This window comes from Microbacterium sp. NPDC089190, assembly GCF_040701795.1.
Lineage (GTDB): Bacteria > Actinomycetota > Actinomycetes > Actinomycetales > Microbacteriaceae > Microbacterium > Microbacterium galbum.
In genome coordinates this window covers 19,129-32,301 of the sequence record NZ_JBFBHF010000004.1, presented here as the reverse complement: position 1 = coordinate 32,301, position 13,173 = coordinate 19,129, and the positions used below count along the sequence as shown (strand labels likewise).

The window sequence follows — 13,173 nt, the reverse complement described above, 5'->3', positions numbered from 1 at the left end:
CGCTCGCGACGCGTTCGCACTCCCGCTCGGGCGCGGGCATGATGGAGCCCATGTCCACCGTCGCTCCGCCCCTCCTCGAGGTGCGCGGAGCGACGGTGCGTTTCGGCGTCGAGAGCGCCCTCGCCGACGTGGACTTCCGGCTGCGGCCGGGCGAGGTGCACTCGCTCATGGGCGAGAACGGCGCGGGCAAGTCGACGCTGATCAAGGCGATCACCGGAGCCCTGCGACTCGACGAGGGCGACATCCTGCTCGACGGGCAGCGGATGCGATTCTCCTCGCCCGCCGACGCGCAGTCGCGGGGCATCTCGACCGTCTACCAGGAGATCGACCTGCTGCCCAACCTCACCGTCGCCGAGAACATCTCGCTCGGGCGGGAGCCGCGCCGTTTCGGCGTCATCGACCACCGCGAGATGCGCGCGCGCGCCGAGAGGGCGCTCCGTGCCCTCGGCGTCGATGTCGATCCCGCATCGGTGCTGTCGTCGCACCCGCTGGCGGTGCAGCAGCTCGTCGCCATCGCCCGCGCCGTCTCGACCGAGGTGAAGGTGCTCGTGCTCGACGAGCCCACCTCGAGCTTGGATGCCGACGAGGTCGCCGAGTTGTTCCGCGTCATCCGCGACCTCAAGACGCAGGGGATCGCGATCGTCTTCGTCTCGCACTTCCTCGACCAGGTCTACGAGATCTGCGACCGGGTGACCGTCCTTCGCGGGGGGCGCCTGGTCGGCGAGTACGCGACGCGAGAACTGCTGCGCATCGACCTCGTCGAGAAGATGCTCGGCGCCGCCGCCGACGCCCTCGCCCCGCTCGGGCAGCGGCCCGTCGAGCCCGCGGAGGGGCCGAGCGTGCTGAGCGCGCGGGGACTGGCATCCGGAACGCGCCTGCGCGAGGCCGACCTCGACATCGGCGAGGGGGAGGTCATCGGCGTCGCGGGGCTCCTCGGTTCGGGGCGCACCGAGCTGGCGCGGTCGATCACGGGCGTCGATCGCCCCGACACCGGAGAGGTCGCGATCGACGGCGAGGTCGCGCGCCTCGACACCCCTCGCGAGGCGATCCGCCGCCGGGTGGCGTACTCGTCGGAGAACAGGCGCACCGAGGGCATCATCGGCGACCTCAGCGTGCTCGACAACATCACGCTCGCCCTGCAGGCGCAGCGGGGGATCTTCCACCGTCTGAGCACGGCGCGTCGTCGTGAGCTCGCGGTGAGCTGGGTCGAGGCGTTGCACATCCGACCCGCCGACATCGACCGGCCCGTCTCGACGCTGTCGGGTGGCAACCAGCAGAAGGTCCTCCTGGCGCGGCTGCTCGCGCTGTCCCCGCGGCTGATCGTCCTTGACGAACCGACCCGCGGTATCGACGTCGGAGCGAAGGCCGAGATCCAGCGGTTGGTCGGTGAGCTCAGCGACAACGGCCTGTCGATCGTGTACATCTCGGCCGAGCTCGACGAGGTGCTGCGCGTGGCGCATCTCGTCGCCGTCATGCGCGACGGCGTGCTCGCGCAGATCGTCCCCGCCACGGGACTGACCTCCGACGCGCTCCTCGCCCTCGTCGCAGGTCACACGACCTCGGAAGGCGGCGCCGGTGGCTGACGACAAGGCCTCGCGCACCGCCAACATCTTCGACGTCGCCCGACTCGCCGGCGTCTCGCACCAGACGGTGTCGCGTGTGCTCAACGACATGCCGAACGTGCGCCCCGCGACCCGGGCGCGCGTCGAGCAGGCCATCGCGCAGTTGCGGTACAGCCCCTCGCCCGCCGCGCGCGCCCTCGTGACGCGCCGCACGCGCACGATCGGTCTCGTCACCCCGGGCACGGTCGACTACGGTCCCTCGTCCATCGCGATGAACTTCAACTTCGCCGCCCGTGCCGCCCGGTACAACGTGGATGCCATCAGCTCCGCCCAGACCGACGCCGCCGAAGTGCGGGTCGCCATCGACGGCCTGTTGAAGCAGCGGGTGGATGCCATCGTCCTCATCGTCATCGACGCCGAGGTGCTCGCCGCGATCCAGGCGCTCGAGCTCGACGTGCCCGTCGTCGCGGCGGCCGCGACCCCGCGACCGCACCCGCGGCTCGTCGCCATCGATCAGTACCGCGGTGCGCGAGCCGCCGTCCGGCATCTCCTGGAGTCGGGCTACACGACGGTGCGGCACATCGCCGGGCCGGCGCGGAACCCCGATGCGATCGAACGGCTGCGGGGCTGGCGCGAGGAGATCGCCTCGGCGCGCGCGCAATCGACGCCGCCCCTCCACGGGGATTGGACCGCTGCGAGCGGCTATCGCATCGCCTCCGAGACCGACCTCGCCCCCGGCGAGGGCATCTTCGTCGCGAACGACCAGATGTCGATCGGCGTGCTGTCGGCGTTGCGCGAGAGGGGGCTGCGCGTTCCCGACGACGTCGGCGTCGTCGGGTTCGACGACATCCCCGAAGCGTCGTTCGTCTACCCCTCGCTGACGACGGTTCGACAGGACTTCGCCGCTCTCGGGGAGATCCTCATGCAGAAGGTCCTGCTCATGGTCGAGGAGCCCGACACCGTCAGCGAGACCACGCCTCTGCCCACGCGGCTCGTCGTGCGGGACTCCGCCCCGACGCGTTCCTGACGCCCGGTGCAGTCGTCGTCCGGCGGATGAAATCCGGCATCGGATGTTGACGTCAACAGGGGTGTGAGCGCTAACATTCTGGCATCCGTCGTCGACGACGGTGCATGCAATGTCGCATTCACGAGAGGACCCCCACCCCCGTGCCCACTCTCCCTCGGATGGCGCTCCCGCGTCGTCTCCCGTCCTGGACGCTGGCCGTCCCGATCGTCGCCGCCCTCGTCACGGCGCCGATCACCGCACCACTGATCGCCCATGCGGAGGTTCCGTCCGCGGGGCTGATCGTCTCCTATCCCCTCGACGAGACGTCGGGCACGGTCGCGCACGATACGTCCGGCAACGGTCGTGACGCCGCATACGTCGGGGGGCCGACGCTGGGCGGCGCCGACGGCGTCCGCCTCGACGGCGACGACGACTACGTGAGCCTTCCCAACGACGTTCTCAAGGGACTCACCTCCGTCACGATCAGCACCGACGTGATCGTGCGACCGGAGCAGTCGGGCAATTACTTCATCTGGGGCCTCGGCAACACCACCTCCTGGTACGGCAACGGCTACCTGTTCGCCACGGGCAACCCCGCGCGTACCGGTATCGCGAGCGGCAACTGGTCGACCGAGCAGGAGACCCGCGGGTCGAGCAACCTCGAGCGCGGCGTCTGGAAGACCCTGACCTACACCCTCGACGCCGGCAGCAAAACCTCCCGCCTGTACCTCGACGGCGCCCAGATCGCCGAGAACACGAACACGACCACCACCCCCGGCTCGATCGGCGGCGGCACGACGACGGCCAACTACCTGGGGCGCTCGAACTACACCCCCGACAAGCGCCTCGCCGGCAGCCTCCGCGACTTCCGCATGTACGACCGCGCGCTGTCCGCCGACGAGGTCAAGGGACTCGTGAGAACGCCGGAAGACACCGCGGCCGCGCAGGCGGCGCTCGACGCGCTCATGGTGACCAACATCGATGACGTGCGCGGCAATCTGACGCTGCCTTCCTCCTCGCGGGGGCTCGACGTCACGTGGTCGTCGGCCGACGCCGACGTCATCACCGACGGAGGCGTCGTGACGCGGCCGGATGCCGACACGACTGTCGCGCTCACGGCATCCGTCACGAAGGGCGCCGTCACCCTCACTCGCACGTTCTCGGCCGCCGTCCGCAAGGCCGCGAACATCGGACCGTTCGCGGGGTACACGTTCGCGTACTTCACGGGCAACTCCGTCGCGGGCGAGAACATCTTCTTCGCGGCCAGCAACGGCAACAACGCCCTGTCATGGACCGAGCTGAACAACGGTCGGGCCACGCTGACCTCCGCGTTCGGGGAGAAGGGGCTGCGCGACCCGTTCCTCATCCGCTCTCCCGAGGGGGACACGTTCTACCTCATCGCCACTGATCTGTCGATCGGCCGGAACGGCGACTGGGATCGTTCGCAGCGTCAGGGCTCGAAGTACATCGAGGTGTGGGAGTCGCACGACCTGATCACCTGGAGCGCGCAGCGTCACGTGAAGGTCTCTCCCGACACCGCGGGCAACACGTGGGCACCGGAGGCGTACTGGGACGACGCGCTGGGTGAGTACGTCGTCTTCTGGGCGTCGAAGATCTACCCGGCCGACGACCCGAACCACACCTCGAACGTCGCGAACAGCATGATGTACGCCACCACGCGCGACTTCGTCACCTTCAGCGACACGAAGGTCTGGCAGGGCGGCACGTCGCGGATCGACTCGACCGTGATCAAGGCCGACGGCGTCTATCAGCGCTTCACCAAGGACGAGGGCGGCGCCACGGGCTGCACCGACATCATCCAGGAGAGCTCGACGGTGCTGACCGCTCCGCTGGACCAGTGGTCGCCCGTCACCACCTGCATCGGCAAGAACGCCGGCACGGGTGCCGTCGAGGGGCCGAGCATCTTCAGGTCCAACCCGGGCGACGTCAACGGCGACACGTACTACCTCTTCGTCGACGAGTACGGCGGGCGCGGCTACATCCCGCTGGCCACGGCCGACATCGCCCAGCCCGACTGGAAGGTGCCGGCCAGCTACCGCCTGCCTGCCAGCCCGCGCCACGGCACGGTCATGCCCGTGACGGCCAGCGAATTGGCCGCCCTCCGAGCGAACCTGCCCCAGCCCCTCGAGGCCAACGCCCAGGGCCAGCTGCTCAGCTACGACTTCACCGACGGTTCGGGCAGCACCCTGCACGATCGCTCGGGTGCGGGTCGTGACGCGCAGATCGCGGGCGGAGCCGCGTGGAGCAACGGCGCGCTGACGCTCGACGGCGTGGACGACTACGTCGACCTGCCCGACAACGTGCTTGCGGGTGTCGGCGACTTCTCCGTCACTATGCAGGCGCGGGTGGACTCGGCGCAGCGCAACCCCTACTTCCTGTACGGGTTCGGCAACACCGGTGGCGACGGCGCCGGCAACGGCTACCTGTTCGCCACGGGTAACAGCGTCTACCGCGCCGCTGTGTCCACCGGCAATTGGAGCGGCGAGCAGGAGGCCAAGTCGTCCGCGGCGCTGCCGCGTGACCGCTGGGTCACACTGACGTACACGCTGAGCGGGTCGACGGCCCGGCTGTACCTCGACGGGCAGCAGGTCGCAGTGAACACCAACGTCACGGTTCGCCCCGGTGACATCGGAGGTGGCAGCACGCTGGCCAACTACATCGGCAAGTCGGTCTACACGAATGACAACCTGTTGAAGGGGCAGGTGCGCGAGTTCGCGCTGTACAACCGCGCGCTGTCGGCATCCGAGATCGCCGGGCTGAATCCGACGCCGACGCCGACGCCGACCCCGACGCCGACGCCCACGTCGACGCCGACCGCTACGCCGACACCTACGGTGACCCCGACCCCGACCCCAACGCCCACGTCGACGCCGACACCTGCGGTGACGCCGGAGCCGACCTCGACGCCGGAGCCGACCTCGACGCCGGCTCCGACCGCGACGCCGGAGCCGACGGCCACGCCGGAGCCGACGAGCGACCCCACGGCAACCCCGACCGCGTCGCCCACGAGCACCCCGGATGCCACCCCCTCGGTGTCCGTCTCGACCACCACGGTCGAGCGCGGAGGGATCGTGCGCGTGACGGTGACGGGTCTCGCCGCGGGTGAGCAGGTCACCGCGGAGCTGCGCAGCGACCCGATCCGCATCGCCGGCATCCCCGCCGCCGATGCGAGCGGCCGCGTGGCATTCGATGTGCAGATCCCCGGCGGCCTCGCCGCGGGCAGCCACACCATCGTCGTCTACGGGGCCGACGGCTCGGTGATCCGGAGCGTTCCGATCACCGTGGTGGCCGCGGGGCAGCTCGCCGCGACCGGCGCGCAGGCGCCCCTGGGCGCGGGTCTGGTCGCCGCGTTCCTGGTGGTCGCCGGTGGCGTGGTGTGGACGATGCGTCGCCCGCGCCGCACCGACGCCTGATCCGCTGAACGGAAGGAAGACCCCGGATGCCCTGGCATCCGGGGTCTTCCTCGTGCACGGTGCGCGGGCCGCCCGCCGTGCCCGCCCCGGGCCGTCCGCGCGGGGGAGGGCGCGCTGCCGGGACGAATGCGTGAGCGCGGTGCCGAGACGGCCGCCGGCGCGGCCTGCTTCACGCATGAACGCGATCCACGACCATGAACGCGGTGAGCACGCGTTTCTGCGCGCGGATCGCGTTTATGCGTGGGGTGGAACACGGCGCGGCCCGGCACGGCGCGGCCCCGCACGGCGCGGCGCGCGGGACGGAGGAAGGGCCCCGGATGCCGTGGCATCCGGGGCCCTCATCGAGCGAGAGGATCAGCCGAGCAGCGGAACCGCACCGACGAGAACGCCGACGGCGAGCATCACCAACGAGACGATCGTCGCGCGCCACAGCACCTTCTTGTGGTGGTCGCCGAGGTTGACGCCGGCGAGCGAGACGAGCAGCAGGATGGCCGGCACGAGCGGGCTCTGCAGGTGCACGGGCTGACCCGTGATCGAGGCGCGGGCCATCTCGACGGGCGCGATGCCGTAGTTCGCGGCGCTCTCGGCGAGCACCGGGAGGATGCCGAAGTAGAACGCGTCGTTCGACATGAAGAACGTGAACGGGATCGACAGCACGCCCGTGATGACGGCGAGGAACGGACCCATCGACGCGGGGATCACCTGGGTGATCCAGTCGGCCATGGCGGTGACCATTCCGGTGCCGTTCAGCACGCCGACCAGGACACCCGCGGCCAGCACCATCGACACGACGCCGACGATGCTGGGCGCGTGGGCGACGATCTCGTCGGCCTGCCCGCGCAGCTTGGGGAAGTTGACGATGAGGGCGATCGCGGCACCGACCATGAACACGAAGGCGAGCGGGAAGATGTCCATCACCAACAGCACCATGACGGCGACGGTGAGCACGAGGTTGAACCAGATGAGCTTCGGCCGGAGCGTCGCGCGGTTCGGGTCGAGCATGGTGTCGGCCATCGCGGTGTCGGCGGCCTCGACCAGCTGCGGGGCGGCGATCGCGTCGCGACCCCCGCGGACGGTCACGATGTTGCCCGTGCGCAGCGAGGCGAGCGCGCCGGGCTTGTGCTCCGCGCCGCGGAACATCTTCGGGGCGCCCAGACGACCGAAGCCGCCGGGGCCGTCGATCTTCGAGGTGTCGACCGAACCCGCGAGGCGCTTGCGCTCGGACAGGCCGAGGAACCAGGCGAAGGCGAGGGCGACGACCAGGCCCGCGAGGAGCGAGGGGATCATCGGCACGAAGACGTCGGTGGGCTGCAGGCCCAGCGCCGTCGCGGCGCGCACGGTGGGGCCGCCCCACGGCACGATGTTCAGGGTGCCGTTCATCAGACCCGCGACGCAGGTCAGCACCACGGGGCTCATGCCCAGGCGCAGGTACAGCGGCAGCATCGCCGAGGTGGTGATGATGAAGGTGGTCGAGCCGTCGCCGTCGAGCGACACCGCGCCGGCGAGGATCGCCGTGCCGAGCACGATCTTGGCCGGGTCGTCGCCCAGGAAGCGCGTGATCACGCGGATCAGGGGATCGAACAGGCCGACGTCGATCATGATGCCGAAGTACATGATGGCGAACAGCAGCAGGGCGGCGGTCGGTGCCATCTTGCCGATCGCGTCGATCACCATGTCGCCGAGGCCGAAACCGGCGCCGGCGATGAGGCCGAACACGGTCGGCACGATGATGAGGGCGACCATGGGGGTCATGCGCCGCGTCATGATCAACGCCATGAACGACAGCACCATGAGGAAACCGAGGGCGACGAGCACGCCGTCGGCGGGCGTGTAGGCCACCGCGTACTCTTCGGCCTCGGCCGCAAGGATCAGGGGGGTCATCGCGACTCCTTCGTCGTGGATGTGGGCGCCCGGTGCGCCATCGATCTGCCGACCGTACGGATACCGGGTCCTCGGGCGCGCGTTTGCTCGCATTGAGCGTCGTTATGCGCGTACCGTGTCTTCTGCGCATTTCGCGCATGACGACGTCGCCGACCGGGAGGTGCGCATGCGATTCGCCACCCGGATGCTCGTGGTGCAGGTCGCCACCCAACTCGTCGTCGTGGCGGTGTGCACGGCCGTGTTCGCGTGGCTCGGGGTGCAGCAGCTCAAGGCGGAGGCCGATTCGTCGGCCCTCAACATCGCCCGCTCGGTCGCCGAGGCGCCCGACGTGCGCTCGCTCGTGACCGCGTTCTCCGCCGACCCCGGAACCCCCGATGCCGCCCAGCTGCGCGACGGGACGCTGCAGCATTACGCCGCCGACGTCACCGGGCGCACGCAGGGGCTGTTCGTCGTCATCACCGACGATCACGGCATCCGTCTGGCGCACCCCGACCCCGACCGGCTGGGGGAGGTCGTGAGCACGAGCTTCGCCGACGCGCTCGCCGGTCGCGAGGTGGTGACCTGGGAGACCGGCACGCTCGGCGAATCGGCGCGGGCGAAGGTGCCGATCTATCCGCCCGGCGGAGGGGCGCCGGTCGGCGAGGTGAGCGTGGGCTTCGAACGGGCCAGCGTCTTCGACGACCTCCCCGCGCTGATCGTCGGTATCGCCGTGGCGGTCGCCCTCGCCGTGGCCATCGGCGCGCTCGTGGCCCTGCTGATGCGACGCCGGCTCGAGCGGCTGACCCTGGGCGTGCAGCCGGAGGAGCTCGTCGCGCTCGTGCAGACCCAGACCGCCGTGCTCGAGGGAGCCGATGAGGGCGTCGTCGCCCTCGACGAAGCCGGTGTGGTGCGGGTGTGCACGGCCACCGCCGAACGCCTGCTGGGTGTGACCGGCGCCGTGGGGCGACCGATCGCCGATCTCGGTCTCGCGCCGGCCGTCTCGGCAGCGCTGTCGGGCGCCGGGGCCGCGACCGGGCTGCCGCTGGGCGACCGCGTCGTCTTCGTCGACGTGCGGCCCGTGCGACGCGGGGCGCGCGCCCTCGGCCGGGTGGCCGTTCTGCGCGACCGGACCGACGTGATGGCCCTCTCGGGCCGCCTCGACAGCGTGCGCGCCATGGGCGACGCTCTGCGCGTGCAGCGGCACGAGAATGCCAACCGGCTGCACGCCGCCGTGGGGCTCCTCGACGCAGGCCGGGTCGAGGAGGCGCGGGGGTTCCTCGCCGACCTCGTCGATCGGGGCTCGGTCGATTGGGCCGTGCCGGGGATCGAGCTCGTGGGGGACGCCATGCTGCAGTCCTTCCTCGGCGCGAAGGCCCTCGCCGCCCGGGAACGCGGTGTGGCGTTGCGCGTCGCCGACGACACCTTCTCGAGGGAGACGATCGACGACGTCGAAGACGTGGTGGCGGTGCTCGGCAACCTCATCGACAACGCCGTGACGGCCGCTGCGGCTGCCCCCGCACCCCGCGAGGTCGAGGTGAGCGTGCTCGACGATCGCGACGCGGTGGTGATGACGGTGTCCGACAGCGGGGGCGGGATCGCCGACGTCGACGAGATCTTCGCGCAGCGCGAGCGGGGAACCGACGTCGACACCGACAGGGTGCACGGTCTCGGGATCGGGCTGCCCCTGTCGCGCGAGTTCGCCCGGCGCCGGGGCGGGGACGTGTGGGTCGTCGACGCGGGTGACGAGGAGAACGGCGCCATTGTGGCGGCGCGCCTGCCCGGCGTACGCCGGAGCCGCGACGACGTGGAACGAGAGAGAGGCGACGCGTGAGCGGCATCCGGGTTCTGGTGGTCGACGACGACTTCCGCGTGGCGGGGCTCCATCGCGAGGCGGTCGCCGCGCGGCCGGGGTTCGTCGCGCTGGAGCCGGCGCGCACGATCGGCGAGGCGCGCATCGCGATCGCGGCGCACGCCCCCGATCTCGTGCTGGCCGACGTCTACCTGCCCGACGGCGACGGGATCGACCTGGTGCGCACCCTCGACGTCGATGCGTTCGTGCTGTCGGCGGCGACGGATGCCGCGACGGTGCGCCGCGCATTCTCGGCCGGTGCCCTCGCGTACCTCGTGAAGCCGTTCGACACCCGTGTGCTGGCCGAGCGCCTCGAGCGCTACGCCCGGTATCGCAATCTGCTGACGAGCGTCCGACCGCTCTCGCAGGACGACATCGACCGCGCGGCATCCCTCATGCGCGGCGAGCGCGAGGGGGCCTCGCTCGCACGGTCGGCGACCGAGCAGACGGTGCTGGGGGCGCTCGCCGGAGACGAGGCCTCGGCGTCGGAGGTGGCCGAGCGCATCGGGGTCTCGCGCGCCACGGCGCAGCGACACCTCACCGCGCTCGCGGAGCGGGGGCTCGTGCAGGTGAGCCTGCGCTACGGGTCGACGGGTCGCCCCGAGCACCGGTTCCGCGCGGGCGGGTGAGGCGCGGCACCCGGTCTGCGGTGGGCTCGGTCCCTTCGACAGGCTCAGGGACCTGGGTGCGGTTCGGGGACCTGGGTGCGGTTCGGGGACCTGGGTGCGGCTCGGGGACCTGGGTGCGACGCAGGGACCTGGGTGCGGGAGTGGCCTGGCGCTCAGGCCTCCAGCACCGCCCAGCCCCGCGGGCCCAGCTCGACCCGGTCGCCGACGAGCGTCCCGTCGCCGGTGACGACCGTGCGGGCGTCGGCGGACGGAAGCGACACCGGTTCGTCGCCGATGTTCAGCGTCACCACGACCGCGTCGTCGGCGGTCGCCGTCCGCAGCACGATGCTGGTGTTGGTGAGCTCGACCACGTCGGTGTGCGCACGCCAGAGCCACGGCTTGCGGCGCCGCAGGGCGATGAGCGCCCGGTGCGCCTCGAGGACCCGCGCGTCGCCGTCCACCGCGTCGGGTGAGGCGGGGAACTCCGGCCGCACCGCGTCGTCGCCGCCGAGGCGCTCCTCCTTCACCGCGGTCCAGCCGAATTCGTCGCCCGCGTAGACCGATGGGGTCCCGGCGACGGTGAACAGCACCGCGAGGGCGTGCGGCACGAGGTCGGCGCCCACCGACGAGGCGATGCGCGTGACGTCGTGGTTTCCCACGAACGTCTGAGGGACGAACACGCGCAACAGCTCGTCGTGCCGTTCGATCGCGTGACCGAGCTCGAAGAGGTTCCCGTCGGCGATGCCGTGCCAGATGCCCTGCCACAGCTCGTACTGCGTCAGGGAGTCCATGCTCGATTCCTGCACGATCCGCGCCGCGTCGCCGTGGATCACCTCGCCGAGGAACCACGCGTCGGGGAAGCGCTCCCGCACGCGCGGCAGCACCTCGGCCCAGAAGGTCGAGGGCACCGCGTACGCCGCGTCCAATCGCCATCCGTCGACGCCCCGTTCGAGCCAGTGGCACATCACCTCGACCACCAGGTCGGCCACGGCGGGGGAGGAATGATCGAGGGCGACGAGCGCGTCGTGCCCCTCGAAGACGTCCGCCTCGAACCGGTCGTCGATCCACCGCCCGCGGAACAACTGCGGTGCGTCCTCCGTCTGCTCGCGGAAAGCAGGGTGCCCGCGCCCCACGTGGTTGAAGACGCCGTCGAGCAGGATCCGGATGCCCCGCTCCCGCGCCGCACCCACGAGACGGTCGACATCGGCGTCGTCTCCGAGCCGCGGGTCGATGCGGAAGTGATCGACGGTGTCGTAGCCGTGGGTCTCGGACGCGAAGACCGGCCCCAGCAGCAGACCGTTCAGCCCGAGCTCGATGACATGGTCGAGCCACGGTTCGAGACGGTCCAGGCGATGCACGGGCTCGGCATCCGGGTCCACGCCGTCGCGGATCGGCGCACCGACGAACCCCAGCGGGTAGAGGTGCCACCAGAGGACGTGTTCGGGCCATTCGGGCATGCGACCGACGCTACCGAGGTCGCGCGGATCGCGAGGCGGGGTTGCGGCGGTCGCCGAGGGGCGCGTTCAGGCCCGCGCGCGAGCGTCGGGCGCGGCGAAGGCGAGGAGGTCGAGCGCATGGGACCGCGCGGCGTCGACGGCCGCGGCGACCGCGCCGATCGAGACGATGTCCGCGCCGAGGGGGGATGCCACGATCTCGGGCGCCGGGAGGTCCAGAGCGCGGGGGAGAGCGGCTCGTGCCGCGGCGATGATCGGCTCGGCGCCCGCGGCGATCGCGCCCGAGACCACGACCCTTCGTACGTCGAAGAGGCTGCCCAGGGTCGCGGCGACGATCGAGAGCGCACCGCCGACCTCCTGCGCGACGGCGAGCGCCCCGGCATCGCCCGCGCCGGCGAGGTCGAGGACGGTCTTGGCGTCGAGCGCGGCGGGGTCGATCGTCGCCAGAGCCGATCCGGCGGGAAGGCGCCCGGTGGCACGGGCGTCGCGGGCCGCGTCGACGCACCGCGGCGCGAGGCCCTCGGCGCCGCCCACGCCGGTGACCCGATCGAACGCGACGGTCTCGCCGGCGCCGCCGTGAGCACCGCGCAGCAGACGCCCGTCGACCCAGATCCCCGCACCGAAACGTTCGCCGGCGAGGAGGGCGATGAAGTCGTCGGCGCCGACCGCGGCGCCGTGCGCACGCTCGGCGACGGCCGCGAGGGAGGCATCGTTCTCGACGCGCACCACCGGAGCCCACTCGGCGAACGTGTCGACGAAGCCCGGGTTCATGCGCTCCCAGAATCGGTCGTGATGAACGGGGGAGCGACCCGATCGATCGACGGGCGCGGGGACGCCGACGCAGAGGGCGGCGATGTCGGACCGGTCGCGGTGCGCCCGGGTGAGGGTCGCGTCCACCGTCGCCTCGGCGGCTCGTCGACGGCGTTCCGGAGAATCCCGCTCGGGGTCGACCGCGAGGCGCGAGGTCGCGAGCGCCCGTCCGCGCAGATCGGCGACGGTGGCGGTGACGTGCCCGCGGCCGGCGTCGACGCCGACCACCACGGCCGAGTCGGGACGGAACGCGAAGCGGCGCGCCGGGCGCCCCTTCGAGTACTCCCCGACGGTGCGGGCGTTCGGCATCTCGGCGAGCAGGCCCCGCTCGACGAGCTCGTCGAGCACGTCGATGGTCGTCGACCGCGTCAGGCCGACCGCCGCCATGACGTCGCTGGCGGTGAAGGCCTCGGCGTCCCAGGCGTGGGCGAGCACGGCGTCGAGGCTGCGTCTGCGCAACGAGGCCGCCGCCGATGTGGCATCCGACATCAGATCTTGACCCCTTTCGCGTCCGATGCAATACTGCCCTCATCAAGTTGATTTGGCGAGTAAATTTACTCGGCGACACAACAAATTCGCAGTGCAGCGAG

General features: G+C 71.3%; 8 protein-coding genes. 5 read left to right on the top strand and 3 right to left on the bottom strand.

The window, feature by feature from the left end:
* The first annotated feature begins 50 nt into the window (after positions 1 to 50).
* The 3 genes from AB0230_RS13615 to AB0230_RS13605 all read left to right on the top strand — a co-directional run bounded on the left by AB0230_RS13615 (position 51) and on the right by AB0230_RS13605 (position 6,002).
* A complete protein-coding gene (locus AB0230_RS13615; protein ID WP_366376282.1) occupies positions 51 to 1,583 on the top strand; it encodes a sugar ABC transporter ATP-binding protein in 1,533 nt (510 codons plus the stop codon).
* Positions 1,576 to 2,589 (top strand): LacI family DNA-binding transcriptional regulator, encoded by a 1,014-nt coding sequence (locus AB0230_RS13610; protein ID WP_315994545.1) that lies wholly within the window; start codon positions 1,576 to 1,578, stop codon positions 2,587 to 2,589. The genes AB0230_RS13615 and AB0230_RS13610 overlap by 8 nt, the downstream gene beginning before the upstream one ends.
* Before the next feature lie 158 nt (positions 2,590 to 2,747).
* Positions 2,748 to 6,002: a LamG-like jellyroll fold domain-containing protein gene (locus AB0230_RS13605; protein WP_366376280.1), complete on the top strand. Its 3,255-nt coding sequence runs from the start codon at positions 2,748 to 2,750 to the stop codon at positions 6,000 to 6,002.
* 354 nt (positions 6,003 to 6,356) lie between these two features.
* Here AB0230_RS13605 and AB0230_RS13600 read toward each other — a convergent pair whose 3' ends face one another.
* Complete coding sequence (locus tag AB0230_RS13600) at positions 6,357 to 7,883, bottom strand: CitMHS family transporter (protein ID WP_315994547.1); 1,527 nt, start codon at positions 7,881 to 7,883, stop codon at positions 6,357 to 6,359.
* Positions 7,884 to 8,049: 166 nt separating this feature from the next.
* Between AB0230_RS13600 and AB0230_RS13595 the strand changes: the two genes are divergently transcribed.
* Together AB0230_RS13595 and AB0230_RS13590 are read left to right on the top strand one after the other, a co-directional pair.
* On the top strand, positions 8,050 to 9,693 hold the full coding sequence (locus AB0230_RS13595) for a sensor histidine kinase (RefSeq protein ID WP_366376277.1): 1,644 nt from the start codon (positions 8,050 to 8,052) through the stop codon (positions 9,691 to 9,693).
* Positions 9,690 to 10,340: a response regulator gene (locus AB0230_RS13590; RefSeq protein WP_315994549.1), complete on the top strand. Its 651-nt coding sequence runs from the start codon at positions 9,690 to 9,692 to the stop codon at positions 10,338 to 10,340. The genes AB0230_RS13595 and AB0230_RS13590 overlap by 4 nt, the downstream gene beginning before the upstream one ends.
* A gap of 152 nt (positions 10,341 to 10,492) precedes the next feature.
* On the opposite strand, the gene AB0230_RS13585 is transcribed toward AB0230_RS13590, so the two are convergent.
* Positions 10,493 to 11,776 carry an alpha-amylase family glycosyl hydrolase gene (locus AB0230_RS13585; protein ID WP_366376275.1) on the bottom strand — a complete coding sequence of 428 codons (1,284 nt, stop codon included), beginning with the start codon at positions 11,774 to 11,776 and terminating at the stop codon, positions 10,493 to 10,495.
* A 66-nt stretch (positions 11,777 to 11,842) separates the two neighbouring features.
* Complete coding sequence (locus AB0230_RS13580; RefSeq protein WP_366376273.1) at positions 11,843 to 13,072, bottom strand: ROK family protein; 1,230 nt, start codon at positions 13,070 to 13,072, stop codon at positions 11,843 to 11,845.
* Positions 13,073 to 13,173 lie beyond the last annotated feature (101 nt).